The organism is Bacillus sp. FJAT-26390, from assembly GCF_001682865.1.
Classification (GTDB): Bacteria; Bacillota; Bacilli; order Paenibacillales; family Paenibacillaceae; genus Pristimantibacillus.
In genome coordinates, this window is record NZ_MAQX01000011.1 from 335152 (window position 1) to 355636 (window position 20485).

General features: G+C 46.6%; 23 protein-coding genes. 6 read left to right on the forward strand and 17 right to left on the reverse strand.

Going from position 1 to position 20485, the window contains the following annotated elements; genetic code table 11:
• The 3 genes from A7975_RS13150 to A7975_RS13160 form a co-directional block, all read right to left on the reverse strand.
• The gene (locus A7975_RS13150; RefSeq protein WP_065385385.1) at nucleotides 1-186 is read right to left on the reverse strand and encodes a tautomerase family protein; all 186 of its coding nucleotides are present in this window, start codon (nucleotides 184-186) and stop codon (nucleotides 1-3) included.
• Nucleotides 187-564: 378 nt separating this feature from the next.
• Nucleotides 565-981, reverse strand: coding sequence for a VOC family protein (locus A7975_RS13155; RefSeq protein WP_053377150.1), 417 nt, complete (start codon nucleotides 979-981; stop codon nucleotides 565-567).
• Nucleotides 982-1130: 149 nt separating this feature from the next.
• Nucleotides 1131-2279 (reverse strand): MFS transporter, encoded by a 1149-nt coding sequence (locus A7975_RS13160; protein WP_255314310.1) that lies wholly within the window; start codon nucleotides 2277-2279, stop codon nucleotides 1131-1133.
• A gap of 312 nt (nucleotides 2280-2591) precedes the next feature.
• Here A7975_RS13160 and A7975_RS13165 point away from each other — a divergent pair, with 312 nt between their 5' ends.
• The gene (locus tag A7975_RS13165; RefSeq protein ID WP_065385386.1) at nucleotides 2592-3188 is read left to right on the forward strand and encodes a TetR/AcrR family transcriptional regulator; all 597 of its coding nucleotides are present in this window, start codon (nucleotides 2592-2594) and stop codon (nucleotides 3186-3188) included.
• 12 nt (nucleotides 3189-3200) lie between these two features.
• Here A7975_RS13165 and A7975_RS13170 read toward each other — a convergent pair whose 3' ends face one another.
• The gene (locus A7975_RS13170) at nucleotides 3201-3875 is read right to left on the reverse strand and encodes a DUF6320 domain-containing protein (RefSeq protein WP_065385387.1); all 675 of its coding nucleotides are present in this window, start codon (nucleotides 3873-3875) and stop codon (nucleotides 3201-3203) included.
• Nucleotides 3875-5143 carry a hypothetical protein gene (locus A7975_RS13175; RefSeq protein WP_053377153.1) on the reverse strand — a complete coding sequence of 423 codons (1269 nt, stop codon included), beginning with the start codon at nucleotides 5141-5143 and terminating at the stop codon, nucleotides 3875-3877. The genes A7975_RS13170 and A7975_RS13175 overlap by 1 nt, the downstream gene beginning before the upstream one ends.
• A 190-nt stretch (nucleotides 5144-5333) precedes the next feature.
• On the opposite strand from A7975_RS13175, the gene A7975_RS13180 reads away from it, so the two are divergent.
• Together A7975_RS13180 and A7975_RS13185 are read left to right on the forward strand one after the other, a co-directional pair.
• Nucleotides 5334-5876, forward strand: a complete 543-nt coding sequence (locus A7975_RS13180) for a PadR family transcriptional regulator (protein WP_065385388.1) — start codon at nucleotides 5334-5336, stop codon at nucleotides 5874-5876.
• Nucleotides 5866-6678 (forward strand): alpha/beta fold hydrolase, encoded by an 813-nt coding sequence (locus A7975_RS13185; RefSeq protein ID WP_065385389.1) that lies wholly within the window; start codon nucleotides 5866-5868, stop codon nucleotides 6676-6678. The genes A7975_RS13180 and A7975_RS13185 overlap by 11 nt, the downstream gene beginning before the upstream one ends.
• Before the next feature lie 140 nt (nucleotides 6679-6818).
• Here the strand turns inward: A7975_RS13185 and A7975_RS13190 are convergent, their stop codons facing one another.
• The 6 genes from A7975_RS13190 to A7975_RS13215 all read right to left on the reverse strand — a co-directional run bounded on the left by A7975_RS13190 (nucleotide 6819) and on the right by A7975_RS13215 (nucleotide 11361).
• Nucleotides 6819-7718 carry an NAD-dependent epimerase/dehydratase family protein gene (locus A7975_RS13190; protein WP_065385390.1) on the reverse strand — a complete coding sequence of 300 codons (900 nt, stop codon included), beginning with the start codon at nucleotides 7716-7718 and terminating at the stop codon, nucleotides 6819-6821.
• Nucleotides 7719-7752: 34 nt separating this feature from the next.
• On the reverse strand, nucleotides 7753-8412 hold the full coding sequence (locus tag A7975_RS13195; RefSeq protein ID WP_053377157.1) for a type 1 glutamine amidotransferase domain-containing protein: 660 nt from the start codon (nucleotides 8410-8412) through the stop codon (nucleotides 7753-7755).
• 154 nt (nucleotides 8413-8566) lie between these two features.
• Nucleotides 8567-9439 (reverse strand): LysR family transcriptional regulator, encoded by an 873-nt coding sequence (locus tag A7975_RS13200; RefSeq protein ID WP_053377158.1) that lies wholly within the window; start codon nucleotides 9437-9439, stop codon nucleotides 8567-8569.
• A 32-nt stretch (nucleotides 9440-9471) separates the two neighbouring features.
• A complete protein-coding gene (locus tag A7975_RS13205) occupies nucleotides 9472-9876 on the reverse strand; it encodes a DUF1761 domain-containing protein (RefSeq protein ID WP_065385391.1) in 405 nt (134 codons plus the stop codon).
• A 16-nt stretch (nucleotides 9877-9892) separates the two neighbouring features.
• Nucleotides 9893-10834 carry an AraC family transcriptional regulator gene (locus tag A7975_RS13210; RefSeq protein ID WP_065385392.1) on the reverse strand — a complete coding sequence of 314 codons (942 nt, stop codon included), beginning with the start codon at nucleotides 10832-10834 and terminating at the stop codon, nucleotides 9893-9895.
• A gap of 164 nt (nucleotides 10835-10998) precedes the next feature.
• Nucleotides 10999-11361 carry a DUF1304 domain-containing protein gene (locus tag A7975_RS13215; protein ID WP_065385393.1) on the reverse strand — a complete coding sequence of 121 codons (363 nt, stop codon included), beginning with the start codon at nucleotides 11359-11361 and terminating at the stop codon, nucleotides 10999-11001.
• Nucleotides 11362-11533: 172 nt separating this feature from the next.
• On the opposite strand from A7975_RS13215, the gene A7975_RS13220 reads away from it, so the two are divergent.
• The gene (locus tag A7975_RS13220; protein ID WP_065385394.1) at nucleotides 11534-12433 is read left to right on the forward strand and encodes an SDR family oxidoreductase; all 900 of its coding nucleotides are present in this window, start codon (nucleotides 11534-11536) and stop codon (nucleotides 12431-12433) included.
• Nucleotides 12434-12508: 75 nt separating this feature from the next.
• Here A7975_RS13220 and A7975_RS13225 read toward each other — a convergent pair whose 3' ends face one another.
• The 3 genes from A7975_RS13225 to A7975_RS13235 all read right to left on the reverse strand — a co-directional run bounded on the left by A7975_RS13225 (nucleotide 12509) and on the right by A7975_RS13235 (nucleotide 14947).
• Entirely contained in the window at nucleotides 12509-13537 is a 1029-nt protein-coding gene (locus A7975_RS13225) for a glycoside hydrolase family protein (RefSeq protein WP_082198179.1), read from the reverse strand.
• 346 nt (nucleotides 13538-13883) lie between these two features.
• Entirely contained in the window at nucleotides 13884-14474 is a 591-nt protein-coding gene (locus tag A7975_RS13230) for a TetR/AcrR family transcriptional regulator (protein ID WP_065385395.1), read from the reverse strand.
• A gap of 29 nt (nucleotides 14475-14503) precedes the next feature.
• Nucleotides 14504-14947, reverse strand: a complete 444-nt coding sequence (locus A7975_RS13235) for a VOC family protein (RefSeq protein ID WP_065385396.1) — start codon at nucleotides 14945-14947, stop codon at nucleotides 14504-14506.
• A 268-nt stretch (nucleotides 14948-15215) separates the two neighbouring features.
• Here A7975_RS13235 and A7975_RS13240 point away from each other — a divergent pair, with 268 nt between their 5' ends.
• Entirely contained in the window at nucleotides 15216-15440 is a 225-nt protein-coding gene (locus A7975_RS13240) for a hypothetical protein (RefSeq protein WP_065385397.1), read from the forward strand.
• Between the two features lie 59 nt (nucleotides 15441-15499).
• Here A7975_RS13240 and A7975_RS13245 read toward each other — a convergent pair whose 3' ends face one another.
• Nucleotides 15500-16528 carry an AraC family transcriptional regulator gene (locus tag A7975_RS13245; RefSeq protein ID WP_065385398.1) on the reverse strand — a complete coding sequence of 343 codons (1029 nt, stop codon included), beginning with the start codon at nucleotides 16526-16528 and terminating at the stop codon, nucleotides 15500-15502.
• A 175-nt stretch (nucleotides 16529-16703) separates the two neighbouring features.
• On the opposite strand from A7975_RS13245, the gene A7975_RS13250 reads away from it, so the two are divergent.
• Nucleotides 16704-17285: an NAD(P)H-dependent oxidoreductase gene (locus tag A7975_RS13250; RefSeq protein ID WP_053377168.1), complete on the forward strand. Its 582-nt coding sequence runs from the start codon at nucleotides 16704-16706 to the stop codon at nucleotides 17283-17285.
• A gap of 88 nt (nucleotides 17286-17373) precedes the next feature.
• Here the strand turns inward: A7975_RS13250 and A7975_RS13255 are convergent, their stop codons facing one another.
• Both A7975_RS13255 and A7975_RS13260 read right to left on the reverse strand, forming a co-directional pair.
• Nucleotides 17374-18417, reverse strand: coding sequence for an alpha/beta fold hydrolase (locus A7975_RS13255; RefSeq protein ID WP_065385399.1), 1044 nt, complete (start codon nucleotides 18415-18417; stop codon nucleotides 17374-17376).
• A gap of 302 nt (nucleotides 18418-18719) precedes the next feature.
• Complete coding sequence (locus A7975_RS13260; RefSeq protein ID WP_065385400.1) at nucleotides 18720-20414, reverse strand: M3 family oligoendopeptidase; 1695 nt, start codon at nucleotides 20412-20414, stop codon at nucleotides 18720-18722.
• Between the last annotated feature and the right edge of the window lie 71 nt (nucleotides 20415-20485).

A 20485-nucleotide genomic window follows, 5' to 3' on the forward strand; every position in this document is an offset into this window, starting at 1 on the left:
TCACCCCATTTTCCTGCGCAGATTTGCAGGCGCATGCTCGTCGATTGGAATCTCATTAAATTCGATTTGAATGAATTCCGGCTCCCGCTCAATAATTCTGGACAATTCACTCGTAAACACTCTAGTGATTTCTTCCTTCTGCTCGTCTGTACGGCCCTCGTACATTTTAATCGTGATTTGCGGCATTGGCTTTGCCCTCCTATCTAAGCTGTTTTGAGTTATGCCTTTATCCTATAAAGAATCGGTAGGCCGAACAATGGAGTCGCTTTGTTTGGTTTGTGTTTTTTTTAGGCGGGAGACCGGGCGCTTGGTATCTTTTTAGAAGGGCTGTCGTTCTTTGCAGGCGGCGCACAAAACAGCGGAACCCGCCTTTGGATAAAGGGGATTCCGCTGCTCTTTCACAATCTCAAATGGCTTCACCTCATGGATATGTTTTGACCGCCATTTGGCGTGGGAGCGCCGAACTACGTCTTTTTTTCATAGTAGTTAGCTAATCCATATGAAAGGGGCTGTCCCAAACGGTCATAGACCTTGTGGGACAGCCCCTCGTTACCCGAGCAGTAACTACGCCTTAGGCATTTCGCTCATATCCATATACAGCACATTCCACCGATGGCCGTCGAGATCAGCAAAACCGGCGCCGTACATCCAGCCTCCCTGATCCTGTGGCTTGCTGAAAGCTGTCCCGCCTGCTTTTACCGCCTTCTCGATCCATTCATCTACTTCTTCTCTGCTCTGCGCATCGATAGAAAGCAGCACTTCGGTTCCTTGCCTCGTATCAGCGATTTCTTGGCCGGTAAATTTCTTAAAGGTGGCTTCTGGGAAAAGCATCACCAATACCTTCGCCTCACCGATAACCAAGCCCGCCATGTCGTCGCTGTTGATATGCCTCGGATGAAAAGTAAACCCAAGCTGGCTGAAAAACTCTTTTGACTGTTTGAGGTCTTTAACCGGAAGATTTAACCAAAATTCTCTAGGCATCGTTATTGCTCCTCCACATTCGTTTCTCTACTTGCTATTCATCTTAGCACAGTTCATCCTCATTCATTTCTTCTGAATTGCTGAATTTGCAACGCAGCGCCAAGACTCATTATTTGGCAGCTACTAACCACCTCACAAACACTTCTGCTTCAAGACCTTACCATTAAATGCCGCGTAAATGCCCAAAAGAGCAAAGCTAATACGCTGACCGAGGCACCGAGCAAGCATACGCCAATCCAGCCTGCTTGAGCGTAGACTAGCGTTGAAGCAATCGAACCGAGAGCGCTGCCGATGGAGTAAAAAATCATATAGCCCGCCGTAAGGCGACTGCGCGCATCCGGCCGCACGCTCAAAATCATGCTCTGGTTCGTCACATGCACGGCTTGCACGGCAAAGTCCAGCGCGATGACTCCAACAACTAAAGCCCACAAGGAGTGCTCGGTTAAGCTGATTGGCAGCCATGAGCCGATCAAAATAACTAAAGCGATTCCGGTAGTCCGCTGCCCCAGCCCACGGTCTGCAAGCTGCCCTGCCCGCGCTGCCGCTAATGCGCCCGCGACGCCAGCGAGGCCAAAAGATCCGATAACCGTATGCGAAAGGGACAGCTCCGGCGCGCTTAACGGCAGCACCAGCGAAGTCCATAATGTGCTGAACGCTATGAAAATAAGCAAAGCGATTACCGCGCGAATGCGCAGTACCGGTTCCTGAGCAAGCAGCATAAATACCGAGCGCAGCAGCTGCGGATAAGCGATAGCCGCGTTCTGCCTCTTGCGGCGCGGCAGCACCCGGAACATAGCGATAGCCATGAACAAGGTTAAGGCTGCCGAGACAAAATAAACGGTGCGCCAGCCTGCGATGTCAGTCAAAACGCCGGCGACGGTACGCGCCAGCAATATTCCGATCACTACTCCGCTCGTCACGAAGCCGATCGTCCGGCCGCGGTCAGCCGGCTTTGCCAGTGACGCCGCAAACGACACAAGCACTTGTACGACTACGGCAAACAAACCGACGACAGCCATACCCGCAAGCATAACGATCCTCGTAGGCGCAATGCCGACCGTGAACAGCGCCATTACCGATAGGAGCAGCAGACTTACAACGAGTTTGCGCGGGTCTAGAAGATCACCGAGCGGTACCAATAAAAGCAATCCTAGCGCATAACAAATTTGCGTAATGGTAATAATCATCCCCACGGCAGAATGATGTATTCCAAACTCGCTTGCTATTTTATCCAGCAGCGGTTGGGCATAATAAATATTCGCTACGGACAGCCCGCTTGCGACTGCAAACAGCAGCATCACGGTTCGAGAAAGACCCGGAGCAGCGTCCTTCTTAACGAGCTGACCCTGCGCCGCATCCAGTTTCACACCGCTTGCTTCCCTCTCATCGGCTAACGCCTTCACTTGATGCTTCTCCATATTAACATTCCTCTCCTCCTGGGGATCACATGGATCGCCAAATCAATACTGAGCATAATTACATACCGATCAGTACATTATAATAGCGAGAAATATATAACAGTGTCTGAATAATGTCAATGGGTTTGACAATTGAACGCTGAAAACTATAAACTAATAAAATACTGATCGTTATGGAAAGAAGGAGTGGCAATGGCAAGGCAACGTGAATTTGATGAGCAGAAGGCATTAGAAGCAGCCATGCAATTATTTTGGGAAAAAGGTTACGAGGCAACCTCATTAAGCGATCTGACAGCCAAAATGGGCATTCAGCGTCCAAGTATTTATTCCGCTTTCGGAGACAAAAAGGCGCTATTTGAAGCCGCGCTTCGAAAATATACGCAGCAGCATTCTTCCCACATTCGAACACAGCTGCAAAAGAGCTCATCCGTAAAGGAAGCGTTCCGTTCCTATTTTGAAGGTTTGGTCGCCAGTGCATACGAGGAAGAAAGGAATCGAGGGTGCTTTTGCATTAATACGATGGTAGAGCTTGCGCCTCATGACGCCAAATTTGAAATCCTTACGAGGGAACATCAGATGTATTTGGCTGTCCTGTTCCAAGAAGCGATTGAACGGGGGATTCGATCGGGGGAGCTTGATTCATCCACGAATGCAGCAGCCTTAGCGCAGACACTCGTCGTATCCTTAATTGGGCTTACCGTGCTAATGAAATCAAACCCCGACCGATCATTTGCAGAAAATTCTGTTGCTTTAACACTTACGTTACTCGAAAAGCCTGTACATGCGTAGATGAAGCTCCGATTAATAATGGAACCGTTTCTTAATTTCCGCTTTGAATTTACGGTCGGAGAAAATAATCATTCCGATAATGGTCAGAAGCGAATACACAATCGCCGCCACGCTTGGCCAAATGACATTGGACAATTGAAATACGAATAGCAGCGCGGGGCATAAACTAACGAAAAACATCGCTAATAGATAGCCGATATCATCGCGCCACAACGATTTTTGGACAATCGCTAGCAGCGTCATCACAAGTGTGGCTCCCATCCCGAACAGCGGAATCGCGTAATTGGTTGACCATTTCGTAAAATCAGCAAAGATGTCGATGACGAGCAGGAAAAACGATAATGCCGTATAGTTAAACAACACTTTTCTGCCGATATGCGCTTTGGACATAATCGTATGTTTAATCGCTACGCTTGCGTATAAAAGCCCTGTCGTCACAATCGCAGACCAAAGGTAGGGATTGATATGCAGCGTCAACAGGTTGATGGTAATCGCAAGGATGATAGCCGCAATCGTTAGAAACAGGAACAGCTTCGCAACCGTAAACACTTTGGTTTCCTGGTAGTAATGCTCATAGGAGGGGTACCCTGTCGGGCTGCTTCCTTTATAACCAAGAGGTTTCGAGCATAACGGACACTGGTCATGCTGATCATCGACCAGCACGTTGCAACGAGAGCATAAAGTCATTAGCTCCTCCCCCAATCATTTGAGTAAACCTTCACTTCAAGCCCGGCTTGATTCGCCAAGTAAGCAAAGAAATATTGCAAAATATCTGCTTCCACAATATTTCGCGTAAACGTAATCGCCATCCGATCATTGACCGTGCAGATTCCACAGCTTATCGGGCTTTTGTTCGTTGGATAGACGACCGCTTCGATTTGTTCAATATACTCGTACATCTGCTGCGGCAAAATAATATTGCCAAGATTGGATAGTGTCATCGTTTTTTTGCTTTCTCCCAGTGTTTGAAAACCCCAATTCACAAACCAGCTCTTGAGAAAAAGCGGAACAAACATGGTAGCTTTATTGCGCTCAAGCGCCACATTGTTGTAGATGAAGCTTTGCAAGTTTTGTTTGCTTGTTTTCTGCTTTAGCATCTCGCCTGTTCTTGCTACCAATTCATCAAAAGTAGTATCCTCTGTCACCTTTGCTCCGATATTGACCACTCCAAAAAAATTGCGGAGCGTGCGTGAAGGAAACATTTTGCGCAAATTAGCAGGTATCGCAATCACGACCGGTTCATTGCGCTCACTATATTTATTCCTCGTCTGATAGATGGAATAAATGAGCAGCGCCGTTAAATAAGCCGTTACCGTGCTGCCCTTTTGCTTGGCTGCCTGATTTAATTGATTGCCGCTAACAATGCCATGGACAACGTTATTGCCGAAAATTTCAAAGCGTGTCCCTTTAATGTGGTACGATTTGCTGTTGCGATAATTTTCAACGTAACAATCCTTAAAGTGCGTGCGGAAGCTATCCTCCATATCGCTGGCATCCACGCCGGTATCCGCGAGCAAAATCTTTCCTTCCGGGTCCACTTCTTGGCCCGTATTCGCAAGGTAATAATACAAAAGCGATTTTAAAAATTCGATTGCTCCGTTGCCATCTGTAAGTGAATGAAAAACCTCGATAGACACCCGATTTTTGTAGTATAAAACTTTAAATAAATAGCCATTATTTGTTTTTGGATCAATATCCGGGCATGGATACTGCTGTTCCTCCGCAATGACGATTCTTTCGTTGTTGGCATCCAAGTAATTCCAAAAAACACCCTTGCGCAATTTCACCGTAAACATTGGAAATCTATCGAATACCGTATCGGCGGCGAGCTGCAAAGCTTCCGGTTCGATTGGATCCCTCAGTACGGCTGAAATACGATAAACAGACGTGTTTTTTGTATTTGCAACCGAAGGGAACAGCTTTGCGGCATTATCAAGCTTGTACCATTTGTCCATATGCATTTTCCTCTTTCCTTATGCTGCCCCTGCTATTTGTTCTTCAAAATGGTTTATACGTTTATATTCATTTGTTGTAACAACTAAAATGATTAATTTTTCAGCCATGCTGTAATGGAATGTTGACGGTTCACATATACCTATTAGGTATGTTATACTCAAATGGATTTTAGCGAAGGAGGTAAATGAGTTGGAGTTTGTCATCTTGGGTCTGCTTATGATTCGCCATTTAACGCAATACGATATAAAAAATGCGTTGCAGCGAAAGGTATCTCCCTTTTTTAGCGCCAGCCTTGGTAGCATTCAAGCCGCGCTGAAGAAGCTCGAGAGCAACGGGCATGTCGATCTCGAGGAAGTGACCGAAAACGGCCGGAGAAAAAAGATTTATTCGTTAAATCCGCTTGGCAGGCAATATTTTATGGACTGGATGTTGTCTGCCATTGCGCCGGGTCGCTTGGAGCAGGATGTGACGACACGGTTGTTTTTTTTAGGCTTAATGCCGCCGCAGGATCGCCAATCGATTATAAAAGCGGTCATTGCCCATCTTGAAGTTTCCGTTCATACGTTTGAAACCGGTTATGAAGAAGTAAGTCCGAAGGAAATTCCGGCCCATCTCAAGGAAGTAGTCAAATTTCAGCTTAAAACGTTGGAGCTGGGACTCTTTTATCATCAAAGCATGTTTGCTTGGTTTAAAGGGCTATTGGCGGAATTGGAGGCGGACGATGAAGCGTAGCGATAGCATAACCAAAAGGCTGGCGTTTAACAACGCGCAGCTCACCTATTACATCACAGGGGATCAGCAAAAAGAAACGATTTTGATGCTGCATCCGGCATTCACCGACCATCATATATTTGAGGCACAAATGGACTATTTTCAGAAAAGCTATCAAATAATCGTATTAGACATGCCAGGTCACGGGGAAAATCAAGTCGCCGGAGCTAAACTGTCGATCAAGGATATGCCAGAAATCATAAACCAGCTCTTATCGGAAAATGGCATTTTAGCATGCCATCTTTTAAGCGTCTCCATGGGATCTCTTGTCGCGCAAGCGTTTGCTGACCGTTATCCAGATCGGGTAAAGTCAGTGATCATCGTCGGGGGTTATTCGATACATAAGGCGAATGAGCGGGTGTTGAAATCACAGCGAAGCGAAGGGTTCAAATGGATCTTGTACATCTTATTTTCGATGAGGAAATTTAGAAGTTATGTCTCTGCGTTTTCATGCTGCACCGATCAAGGCCGTGCTGTGTTTGCCCGAGGCGCCAAACATTTTAATAGAAAATCTTTTTCCGCCATGGCTGGGATGAACACTTTTTTTATCAAAAAAAATACCCCTATGCCTTACCCGCTTTTGATCGTTATAGGCGAACATGATCTGGAGCTTATTCAAGCAGCCGCGAGGGAGCTGCATCGGTTAGAGCTGCATTCCGAATTGGTGTTCATGCCCGGGGCGGGCCACTGCGCAAATGTGGATGCGCCGCATGTTTTCAACCTTCTTGCATGCCATTTTTTGACTGCTCATGCAGATCGCTAATCAGCTTCCCTAAATGCTAATGCTAACCGTTGCTTACACCTAACAGGTAAAGCTCCAGCTAATTTCCCGCGAGGAAAATAGCTGGAGCATTTAACTGGATAAGCTCCCGTTAATCATACGCTCGGCAGCTTCAACCGACATTATTTCAAGTTTTGATTAATCCAGTTGAACATCGATTCTTCCTTTGGCGCCCATCCGAGTAAGTTTCTCGCGTGCACAGCGCGAACACGGCTGTTCGAAGCAATCGCAAACCGCGCCCAATCTCCAAGCTCCGCAATCGCTTGATCGGCTGGCCAGCTAATCGTGCTGCCTCCGAATCCAAGCGCCTCACTGACCGCTTTGGCGATGTCGCCATACGATTCCTCGCCGCTTTCAGCGAAGAAATAAGAGGATGATGGTGCTTTCTCAAGCGCCAGCACGTACAGCTGAGCCAAATCCTTGATGTGGACATTGGACCAGCGATTTACGCCTTTACCAACATGAACGCCTGCCCCCAGCTCTCGTGACTTGCGAATAATTTGCGGCAGTTGATCGCTTTCTACAGGCAGCCCAAGCGCATTTCCATAAATCATCGAAGGAACGATCACGATGCCTCTGACCCAATCCTCTATCCCAGCCTTGCGCACAAGGTTGTTAATCGCCACACGATCTGCACGAATATCCATCGGGACAAATGGCGTCTCTTCGTCAAAAATTTGTTCGCACGTCGTATCGCCGCGGGCATCATCCCCAACGACGCTCGAACCCGACGTATGCAAAAACGGTTTCCCCGTGCCGCGCAGTGCGGCAATAAAGGTTTCCACTGCTTTCAAATGATCGGAGTCAGCCGTATGAATGACCGCGTCGCTCAGCTTCGCGTATTCCGTTAAAACAGCCGTATCCTCCAGCGTTCCGAGAACAGGCTCTATGCCCAACTGTCTGAGCGGTTCCATCTTATCCGGATTGCGGACTAAGCCATACACGGTATGCCCCGCTTCGAGCAAAGCCTTTGCTACTGAACCGCCAATATAACCTGAAGCGCCTGTTACAAATACCTTCATGCCTTACCTCCTCGTTTCGTAACTGCCTTACCGATTAGCCTAGTTTTTCAATGACGGCTTTCGTTACCGCTAGCGTCGACTGTGGATTCTGCCCTGTAATCAGATTGCCGTCCACCTCATAATGAGTAGACCAGTTTGGCGCTGCCACGAATATCGCTCCCAGGTCACGAAGCTTGCTTTCCAGCAAAAACGGAAGATGTTTATCCAGCGTCGTTTGTGCTTCTTCCCGGTCTGTAAATGCATTTACTTTTTTGCCTGCGACAAGCGGTTGTCCATTCGATAAGGTTGCGCCAACTAAACCTGCCGGTCCATGGCAAACGGCTGCAACTATTTTATTTCCTTCATAGAAATCGCGCAGAAGCTTTTGAAGGTTGGCATCACCTGGCAGATCGTACATCGTTCCGTGGCCGCCCGGCAAGAAAATCGCATCATAATCGTCTGCCGTTACTCCATCTAGCTTGATTGTGTTCTGTAAATATTTTTTTGCGTCTAAAATCTCTTGCGGTGTGCTGGCATCCACACTTCCAGGATCGACGGGTCCTTCTCCGCCAAGCGGGCTTGCTACCGCAACCTCATACCCTTTTTCTGTAAACGCCATATATGCTTCAGCAAATTCTGAAAGCCAAATTCCTGTCTTTTTGCTTTCATGAATCTCAGTATGGTTTGTGACTACGATCAACACTTTTTTAGACATTTGCTTAACCTCCAGTAGTTTTAGATGATTGCTGCTTCTTTATTCTAAACGCTATCCAATGCATAAAACAAATTATGAAATGACGATACATTAATAAATATATTTATGCATCTACCCGAAATAAAAAAGATCAACTAGCATCTGCTAGCTGACCTTACTTATTTTCACGAATGAGCGACATGATCTCTTTAATTTGAGGCAAATGCTTATGCTTAAGCTGATAGGCGATAAACAGCTCGTTTGTAACCTTTAGCTGCTCAAACACCACTTTTGTTCTGCCCTCGTTTAACGATTTTTCCAATAAATATGTCGGGATTACGCTCAGGCCCGCACCGTTCTCGACGGCCTTTAAGATCATATGCAGGTTAGGAATGATATGGATCGGCCTAATCAACGGGCGTATCTTAAAATGCTCCCTCCAAATCCGTCTGATGATCGGCAATTCCAATCCATAGCTGATCCAGCTCTGGGCGGAGAGCCATTGCTCCATCAGCTTCACGTTATCGGTTTCAAGGATTTGATAATCGATAGGGGCAACGACCACAAATTCCTCGTCCATCAGTTTCAAATATTCCACGCCTGGCGATTGGAACTTTTTTGACGTGATGATCAAATCCACTTTGTCTTCCTTCAGCAGCTCTAACAATTGCTCGGCGGTTCCAAATTGCGTGAGTGTACAAATGTCGTACGTATGAAGCCGAGGCAATATTTTTTCGGTAAAAAATTCATGTGCCGCACCCAGCTTGATCACGGTTAACGTTGGCAGTGAAGCGGATTTAAAGCTGTTCGTTGTATCCTCTAATGACTCGATCAGGGGAGCGAGCTGGGAATACAATTCCTTTCCCCGCTCCGTCGGAACGATTTTTCTTGACGTTCTAACAAATAAAGATTCCCCCACCTCAGCTTCTAAAGCGGCTAAGTGCTGACTCATTGCGGGCTGTGTCATCATGCGGGTCTTAGCTGCTTCGGAAACGGATTGATGCTTATAGATGATACAAAAGCTTCTATACCATTCAAAATCGACCATGATGCGCATCCCTCTCTGGATATGTCATTCGTTTAAGCCATAAGACCGTGCAGACAGCCTAGCAGCAAGAAAATAATGAGGTGGTCGCCTACTGCGATTAATAAAGATCTTCTGGACATGAGCCCGAATAGCGAGTTTTTCAAATAAACGATTGTTATCAGCAGGCCAATGATCAACCCGATGCCTAAACCCTGCAGCGCATTCTCAGCGCCGGTTAATTGAATCAGCACGGCTACGAGGAACGAGCTAACGAAAGCGATGATAACGGAACAGATATATTTTAGCGGGCCCTCACTTTGATTTTCTAAAACAGCCTTGTTTTTAATTCCTTTTTTATCTGACAGCCTAACGGAATAATAGATCGTTCCATACAGCATATACATCACACCGCCAGCTAAAATAGCAACTACGTTCAAAGCGCTCCAATCCATGGACATGACGATCACTCCTTTTCTACTTGGGTTCAATCGCCAATGCGATCGCCTTGACTTTGCAATCCAGCTCCAACGAACCGTTTATCTGTTCGATTTGAACCAGCTCAACTGGGTTTCCTAAATATCTGTAGCCGCTTTTCGGAAGCCAGAAGCTGTACAGCTCTGAATAACACTCAATCATTTGGCTTCTTTCCCTATAATCCAGAGGCTCATCGAACGCATACACCACATGTTTCCCGCCTTTAAACGAATAAAGGCTCTCCTCCGCATGCTCCGAGTGCCCCTCTTCACGAATAGCAATCCGGCAATCGTATCGGCTTTTGTCTGGCGGAGTGATGTAGGGATTGTTGCGCGGTACGCCAAGCATCCACGTATCTGGCTGAATCAAGCCTCTAGCCTTTGACCAATGATAAATCTCTTCCCATGCATGAGGGATTCCTTCGGTATAGGGACCGATGCTTTGCCTATTCACCGTTTTGCAAGCAGGTAAATCGACGGTTTTTACTTTGCTGAGGTCCAGCCACTTAAACCCAGTATACGTGCTCGCCTGATCATCTTCTATATCATTATTGCTAACTTGTTTAGATTTCTTGCTATTATAGTATTCTCTTGGGAACCGTTCCAAATAAGCGCCTTCCCGCCATTTTTTCGGGCTCGTGTTAAAGTTTTCATTAAAGGAGTAGGTAAAATAGGACAACGATGAAAAGCCGCTCATCAGCGCGACTTGAGTGACCGGTATTTGCTGTTCATAAATTAATAAATGCGCAGCATTCTCCAAACGAAGTCTTTTGATATAAGAGGCAGGCGTTTCGCCGACGATCCCTTTAAAGGTGCGCTGAAAATGATAAACCGAATAGGTAGATACTTTTGCCAGCTTTTCAAGCGAGAGCTGCTCATTCAAATTTTCTTCTATGTATTCCATCACCTTGTTGATTTGCCTATGCTGCTCCACACCATACATTGCTTCTTGACCCCTACTCTTTGCTTACTGTTTTTTTATTAATTATAAGCCCTGTGTCAAGTTGCCGGGGTTTACAAAGCTTGCAAACCTAACAAAAAAAGCCGTAGACTTCACGTCTACAGCTTTTTCGCATAATGTGCCCTCTGCTTGCTCTCATGCGATTCTTACGCAAACACAACAAGCAATAATCCGATCAACGCCGGAAGGCCCTGTATGTACAAAATCGATCTTTTTGCCGTCAGCCCGCCATAAATCGCTGCTACCATTACAAGCGCCAGAAAAAAGATTTCAATCTGCTGGCCGAATAAAACATTCGGATGAACGAGACCCCAAATTAATCCGGCAGCTAAAAAACCGTTGTACAGACCCTGGTTGGCTGCTAAAGTTTTGGAGGCATCGGCGATTTGCTGCGTCATCCCAAAGGCTCGAAGTCCTTTTGGCGTCGTCCAAGCGAACATCTCGAGATACAAAATATAAAGATGAATGACAGCAACGATACCCACAACGATATTCGCAACGATTTGCATGAAGAAAAACTCCTTTTTATTTTCAATTGTGCACAATTAAATTTTATCACATAAATAATGTAAAGTGAACACTATTTTTTATTGTTATTTGCAAAACCTCCTTCAATCCATCCTCACCCCAAAGCAAATAGGTGAATATCCTGTGTCATCCTATGAAATTGGAGGAACAACGATGATTCCGAAATTTCCTTACTACGGGAAAGAAACAAAATGCAAGGAAGTGCCCATTACTTTTCCCCCTCAGCATCAGGATCGACAGCCCGGACTGGAATATTTGATGAATCCGATTCCGATATCGGATAATCCCGAATACAAAGGAAGCGGCAAATTAGCCGGCAAAATTGCTATCATTACAGGGGGCGACAGCGGTATTGGCCGTGCCGTCGCTATTGGCTTCGCCAAAGAAGGCGCGGATGTAGCCATCGTCTTTTTGTACGAACGTGAAGATGCCGCCGCGACCAAACAAATGGTGGAGCAATACGGCCGGCAATGCCTGCTGATTGAAGGCGATCTGCGCAAGCCGGAGTTCTCCCCTGAAATCGTGCGCAGAACCTTAGAATGTTATGGGAAAATTGATATTTTGGTTCTGAATCAAGGGGTCCAATTTCCTCAGAGATGCATTATGGACATATCGAATGAACAGCTGGAGGATACGTACCGCACAAACATCTTCCCCCACTTTTATTTGACAAAAGCGGCGCTTCCTTATCTTTGCTCGGGCAGCTCGATTATTAGTACAGCATCCGTTACCGCTTATGCCGGAGCTCCCCTTCTAGTCGATTATTCCTCAACGAAAGGAGCGGTCGTGTCCTTCACCCGTTCTTTGTCGCTTCAGTTGGTAGATTGCGGCATAAGGGTTAATGCCGTTGCGCCAGGTCCGATCTGGACGCCGCTAATCGTCTCCAGCTATTCCGCTGAATATGTCAAAACGTTTGGGCTAGATACGCCTATGAAGCGAGCGGGCCAACCGTTCGAGCTCGCCCCAACATACATTTATTTGGCCTCCGATGATTCTTCATTCGTTACCGGGCAAGTGCTTCATGTCAACGGCGGTGTGATGACGGAAACGTAAAGATGATGTCAAATTAAAACAGCCTCCGGTCATTTGCCGGAGGCTTATTTTAACAGAACAGCTGCATGATCATTATTATTTTAAAGGAACCACCATGTTCCAGGTTACCCCTTCAAACTCCCATGGCCCTTTGCCATTTCCGGTCGCAAGAAACAGATGGGTTGGTTTCCCGTCGTGAAATAAGAGATTCGGCCTCTCCAGATTGCATTGCAGGGTTGTTGTCCCGTCATCCCATGTCACGCTGCGCGTATAAGACAATGGACTAGGGTGCAGGCTCCAATGGATGCAATCCTCGCTTGTGGCGTAGACGCCAGCTCCCCACTCGCCGGTAAGTCCGCCGCTGTTATTTTTGTAATCATCCTTCATAATCACGTGAAACAACCCATCGGCGTACCAAAGGTAAGGGTCCTCGACATGAAAATCCTCATTGTCAAACTTGAATATCGGAGAATCGCTCAATCGTTCAAACGGACCCGCAGGATGAGGCGCTTTCACAATTCCGAGCTGCAGCGGCGCCCCAGCATACTCACGTGATTTGTATATCATATAGGTGGTTCCGTCCGGCAGAATAGCTGCCGAAGGATTTGTCGTAATGGTACAATCCCAATATCCAGGCGTTCTCGGCTCGAGCAGAGGCGAATCCATGCGCTCCCAAGGACCGTATACCGATTGGCTGGTAGCCAGTCCAATTCTTTTGCGGTTCCATACCTCAATGACGCGATCGGAGGAAATCTCATCTCCCGGCTCAGGTATTGGACCGCCATAAGAGGTTCCGAAATAATAAAGATAATAAGTGCCATTCCAATATTTAATAGAAGGGTTATGCTGATTAAGCGCATCAAAATAAGAACGGTCCCGAGTTTTGAATACTACCTCTTCAAATTGATAGGGACCTTCCGGGGTGTCACTCGCTGCTCTTACAATTTCACAATTAAACAGCCATTGCGGGCCAAAGCCAAGCTCCTTGCGCCATCTTGATGCAAATAAATGATACTTCCCATCTTCTCCTTGAATCGCAGAACCGCACCAAATGTAATAATCGTCCATATGGAAGCCGCCATTTTTTGGAGCTGGAAGCAGCCTATCATAAATAGGATTTTCCACGACACATTCCCCTCCTCTAACTTCATTAACCGAACTCGCCAAAATAGAAGCCTACCGGCATCATTATAAAATAGCATCATTCTATTCATGGCCAATTCAGCTTTAACCATTAAAGTGTAAGTCGCATGCTTGTCAAAATCAACCTATTTTAAGTGGGCACCAACGGAAAGGATAGTCAGGCATAAAAAAGGGGCAAGTTAGAAGTGAGGTCGGGGATGTGAATAAGCTGGCTGAACAATTCTGATATGCTAAGAGAAAGTCGTTCAATCCCTAAGGGGGATCTCCCGACTTGCACAAACGAGTGAAGCCCGAACCAAACATGTATCCTTAATGGCTGCTGTATCGTTTAACGAATGCCTTCCAGCAGCTTGCGCAGCGTATGCAAACAGTCTTCCATCGCTTCGGCAGCCTCTGCTGAGCTCGCGATCTGTGCCAGCCAGAGTGCTGCTTCATTTAGTGCGCCTGACAGCAGATGCGTCGCTGCCGCGAGACGAATGTCCTTAAGATAACCTTGCTGCTGCATGAGCTCCAGTTGTTCATACAACTGACGCATGGACTGCTGTTCATCCATCAGCCGCCATTCCTCCCAGCCAAGCACTGCAGGGCCATCGATTAACATGATCCGCCTGTTCTCAGGCTCTGTCGCCACAGTCATAAACGCCCGGCAGCCAACATAAAGCTGCTCCCACAGATCGTCGCTGCGCGCAGCCTCCGCTTCCAGCCGCCGAGCCACTTCACGCTGCACAAGCTCCAGCACTTCCTTGAACAAGCCTTTTTTGCTGCCAAAATGGTGATAGACGGCGCCTCGGGTCACCTCAGCCGTTTTGGCTATTTCCTCCAGTGAACAGTCAGCGTAACCATGGGCAGTAAAATGCTGCCGCGCAACTTCCAGCAGCCGTTGAATGGTTTCTGCGGTATCCTTCTTGTTTCTTCTCATCTGGTTTCTCCTGTCTTCCTAACCTTTCCTTACTGCTCTTGCTGCCACACCGATTCCGAATAATGGGAAGCTTCTTCCTCCGTAGGCAGAATCATTTCTATTACATCTATCAATACGCCGCTAGGATCAGAAAGTATAAAATGACGCTGCCCAAAATCCTCATCCCGAATATCCTGCTCCAACGTCAGCTTCGCGTCAATGACTAGCCGCTGGTATTTACTATTCACATTATCAACTTCCATGTTCAGAATCAATCCCTCTGCCTTCTTGCGATAAGCAGCAGGAATCGTTGGATGCCCGGCATCAAGCAGTGCCAACTCATACGATAATCCATTATCGCCTGCGCCTGAGCGCAAGCTCACATACCAATCCGACTCGTATACAACTTCAAAACCAAAGTAGCGTTGATAAAATGCCGCGCTTTCCGCTACCGTCTGTGTCATGACAACCGGATAGAAACTGTTCCATTTCATTTTCACACTCTCCCTTGTTTTTAGATCATTATGGCTTATTCGGATATTAACATACATACAGTATGTATGTAAATAAAACGAGTTCATTTCCTATATGCGAATTCAAGCGTCTAGCCGCAGCAGTCGGTTTGATTATAACCAGTCCCGGTATGGAAGGAGACGGCTTCTTTTTTGTGTTCCCCGGCTCAAACCCGTCTGCGGGCATCAACATTGGAACGACTTTAACCAAAGGGCATGTAACGTTCACCTTCCAAGTTCTCGCAACGGTGTGCCGCAGCCAGCAAATGGCCCTATCCTTCACATACTCATCGGCAATCTAAAGCCCGGAGAGCGGGCGAGCGCGACCTATGCGGTTCGGGTTCTTATTGAATCGGGCACGATTATCAACCAGGCTCACTCCACGTACGTTTCGGTTTATCCGAGCCGCAAGCTCTCCCCGATGAGCACCGATTCCAATAAGGTGATCATTCCAGTTGTCGATGAAGAGGAATAATGGAATGGAGATTATGAAATCTTAGCGGGGGTTCGGGCAGAATTAAGTCCTGCGGAGCGCTAGGAGGATCTTTCTGTAAGCTCCTTCATTACTTTTGTCCGATATTGCCCTGGCGTCAGTCCCGTCCACTTCTTAAATGCGCTCTGAAAAGCGCTAGGCTCCGAAAAATGCATAACATAAGCAATCTCGCCAACCGAATACTCCCATTTCTTCAAATAACCCATAGCGAGCTCCTTGCGAACGCGGATAGAAAGGTCATTGTAGGTCGTGAATTCTTCCTTCAACTTATTTTGAAGTGTCCGCGTACTGATTCCGAACGATTCTGCCGTTTGCTGTAATGTCGGAAAATAAGAAGGGATACATTTTTTCATCCACTTTATCACCTTCTCCGAGAACACGCTTGCCGGCATCAGCCCATCTTTTGTTTCCTGCGCGATGGCCTCAAACACGCCGAGCAGCTTGGAATCGGAATACATAACGGAATAGGACAGCACATCCTTGCTCATGCGCAGAACATTGTCCTCGCCGCCGAATTTAGGAATAATCCCGAACACTGGCGTATAGGGACTCGTATTTGACGGTGCATCATGCGAAAACTGAACCTCATTCAGCAAAATACGCCGGTTGCTTAATCTGCCTATCAATCGATACACGGAGCTCGCCATATCCTCCACGCAGTGCCGAGACATTTGGCCGGAATGCTCTAAAAACAGCCGAATCAGGAGATCATCGCCTTGCACTTCCCATTCTAAATTGAAGCCGCTGGACAAAATCACATTATATCTTTGGTAGGCAGCTAACGATTCGGCAATCGTACGCGAATGCATCATAACGTAGCCGAGAATGCCCAAATCCCCGAACTCCATTATTTCGCCTTGATGCAAACCAAAATGATCGTCTTGCGTGTAATGGGCGGCTGCGATCATTAACCGTACTAATTCCTCAGCAGAAATACGAGCCTCCACATCACTCAAGAGTCCAGCGTCAAAAGAAGCGTAGCTGCAATACTGCTCCGTATCAAATCCTTTATGAACAATGGTTTTCATAATCGGATAAACCATCGATATGGCCACACCCTGACTGTCCAAGCTTTAATCCTCCTTTGCGCAAATCAGTAACCTTTTTTGCGTCATTGATCATTCATTTATATTGGAATTCGTACTAAGCTAACTGTAGTCATACACCACTATATTATAACGCAAACCGCTCCGAAGGACAGAAATGAAGAGATAGAGCGGCATTTAATTGAGGAGGAACATCGATATGAAATCAAAAATTCTCGTTATTAACGGACATCCCGATTCGCAAAGCTTGTGCTCTGCCTTAGCTGGGGCTTATATGGAAGGGGCAGCGGGCAGTGATGCAGAGGTACGAAGCATTGATTTGAGCAAAATAGAGTTTAACCCAAACTTAAAGTATGGTTACCGCCAAAGAACGGAGCTGGAGGATGATCTCATAGCATCTCAGAAATTAATAAGCTGGGCAGATCATCTCGTATTCGTATATCCTACCTGGTGGGGGGCGATGCCTGCCATTTTGAAAGGTTTTATTGATCGTGTCTTTTTGCCCGGTTATGCTTTCAAATACCGTACAAATTCCGCCTTTTGGGATAAGCTCCTCACTGGCAAATCTGCGCACTTAATCGTCACTATGGATACTCCAGCCTGGTACTACAAATGGATTTACAGAAGTGCGGGCCATAATGTTATGAAGCGTAATATTTTGCAGTTTAGCGGTATCACCCCCGTACGGATTACAGAGATTACGCCCGTAAAAACGTCGTCACCGGAAAAACGCGCCAAATGGCTAGATAAAGTGAAGCAGCTAGGCTCGAAGCTAGCTTAAGCTCCATATCGGCCTTGGCAAAACCTCAATTGAACGAAGCGGCTGCCGGCGCTGCTCCATTCCGTTGAATGCTAGCATAGGAAAATGCTTAGACCGTGAGCTGATCCCATATTTTTTTCAACCACTTCGCGAACGACGCTTTTTCCTCGAACTGGGGATAATGAGCTGATTTTTTGAAAATGACAAAATCCTTTAAAGGCGCGTCCAGCCTATCAAAATAATCTTTTGCCGCATTTGCGGATGTCATATAATCATATTGTCCCATGACAAAATAAGCGGGGATATCCAATTTATTAACGAGTGTTGTAATATTATTTTGGGCTTCTTCCTTCAATAAATTTTTCTGCGACACCCATATCCCTCTTACATATCGAATCACATCAAGCAGATTATATTCCGGTTCAAAGAGAAACCCTTTGTAATAATCCATGTTATCGTTAATTAATCTTGCCGCTCCGCCGTATTTTCGAACCATGCTTCTGGGAGTAGTCGCCTCCCCTTGCTCGACTCGCCCCCGAAGAAGCTCCAATCGCTTCGCATCTTTCAAATGACCGGCAAGCTTTGCTTGCTCAATCGTATAATTCAAGCTGTCTAATTCGCTTTTCACCGTATCGGCAACCTGCCCAATCCCAATATAAGCCATATATTTATCTGGCGCTTTGGCCGCCGCTTTCAAGCCGATGTATGTGCCAAAGGAATGGCCGATAAGCAGCACCTTCTCTTGTCCAAGCCTCTCTGCAACGTAATCTGTCAAAGAGAGCAGATCATCTACGAGCAAATCGGTTGATAAATTGGAATAGTCCTCAAAAAAATGATACGACTTCCCGCTTCCACGCTGATCATAATGGACGATTGTAAAGTTTTCCTCCAGCAAATCTTGATATTTCCTCACATAAGGAATTTCGGAGCACCCCGGTCCGCCATGCACAAAAATGACAATCGGATTCCGCCGGTCTGCTCCCCTGATCATGACTTCATGGCCCGTGCCATTGATCGTAACCTGTTCTAATGAGCTTATGCTGTTATCGCCTTTTATTTGCGGGGTCCATGTGGGAAAAATCAATCCGACTGCAATCAGCACAGCAATGAATATTAGGCTTCCTTTAGCTATTTTTTTGCTTTTTCTTCTCAATGGATGGCTCCTTTAAGGTCGTATCATGATTTCATTTTATATGAAACAAGGTGCAAAACAAAACGGTTCTCTTAACTATGCCAAACTATCTTTTATTAGCAATGAGCTATCATTCCAAGCAACGAATAGAAAACATCCTTTTACTTGAGCAACAGTGTAAACCATTTGACCGAATCAACTTAAATGCCAACGACCGAGTACTAATATTTCTTGGATAAGCTATAAATCATTTCGAACACGAATAAAAAAAAGCAGCTCATTAGGCTGCTTTACGTTTTTGTGGCCGAAATGAAGATTGACTTCTAAAGCGCCTTATCGTCCACGCTGTCAAGCCAGTTCGAAATGCTGCCGATAACGGATGAGACGCAGCCGTCCTCAAACGGAGATTTTAGTCCCGCGACGCTAACCAGCTCCGTGAAAGACAAGCTTCCGCCAAGGCGGCAAAGCTTCAAATAATCTGCCCATGCCCCGGAACGATCCTCATGCATCTTTTTCCAGAACTGAAAGGCACAAATCTGAGCCAGCGTGTAATCGATATAGTAGAATGGCGTGTTGAAAATATGCCCTTGCTTATGCCAGAAGCCGCCCTGCTCCAAATAGGCATTATCCGCATAATTGCGGTGAGGCAAATATTTGCGCTCTATTTCCCGCCATGCCTGCTTCCGCTCGGCAGGTGTCGCATCCGGGTTCTCATAAATATAATGCTGGAATTCATCCACCGTTACGCCGTACGGGAGGAAGATCAAGCCGCTCGCTAGATGATCAAACCGGTATTTATCCGCATCCTCCTCGAAGAAAAGGTTCATCCACGGCCAAGTGAAAAACTCCATGCTCATCGAATGAATCTCGCAAGCCTCATAAGTCGGGAAGCTGTATTCCGGCACCTCGAAGCTCCTGCTTTCGTACACTTGGAAGGCGTGGCCCGCTTCATGCGTTAGCACGTCGATATCGCCTGATGTCCCATTAAAGTTGGAAAAAATATAAGGAGCGCCGTAATCGCTAATATAGGTACAGTAACCTCCGCTTTGCTTGCCCTTCTTGCTGACGAGATCCATGAGATCATTATCCTGCATGAAGCGGAAAAACTCGTTCGTCTCCGGGGATAATTGCTCGTACATCTTCGCGCCATTGCTTACAATCCATTCCGGATCGCCCTTCGGCGTCGCATTCCCGGATTTGAAGCTGAAGTTCTCGTCATAATACAACAGCTCGCTGACGCCGATCCTGGCTTGCTGGCGCTCCCTCAGCTTCGTCGCAACCGGAACGATTCCCTCTAGCACTTGTTTCCGGAAGTTTGCTACCATCTCCGCATTGTAGTCGGTACGTGACATTCTGGCATAACCAAGCTCGACATAATTGCTGAAACCAAGCTTCGTTGCGATCTTTGTCCGTACTTTAACAAGATCATCATAGATGCGGTCAAACGTTTCTTCGTTCTCAGCCATGAAGCCGGATGATGCTTCCGAAGCTCGCCTTCGCATTTCGCGATCAGTGGACTGCTGGAATGGCGCGAGCTGCGAGAGCGTCCGCTCCTCGCCTTCGAACAAAATTTTGGCCGATGCAATCAGCTTGGCGTATTCCGTTGTCAATTTGTTTTCACGCTGAAGGTCTTCTATGATCTCCGGGCTAAAAATCTTAAGCGCCAGCTCAGCCAATTGGAACAGCTGCCGCCCCCACTTATTTTCCAATTGAGCCCTGAACTTCGAAGTCACAAGCAAACGGTAATAGTCTGTCAAATATTCTTGCACGACCGGCCCGTTCTCGTCAAAGAAATCCTGCTCCGCTTTATAAAAATCATCGTTCGTATCGATAGAGTGGCGAATGCTTGCAATTTGCTGCTGCGTATCGAATTCACTCCGAAGCTTATTAAATGCCGCCATTGCAGCATCCTGCTCCTCGAAGCTTTCAGCTGATTGGAACGATTCCAATAACACTTTGATCTTTTGCTCCAAAGCCTTTACATCCGGACGCTCATAACGATATTCGTTAAATTTCATACCGCACCTGCCCTCTTTAAAATAGGAATGTAATTAGTAGACCAAGCCATTTACCAATTATATCCTAAACA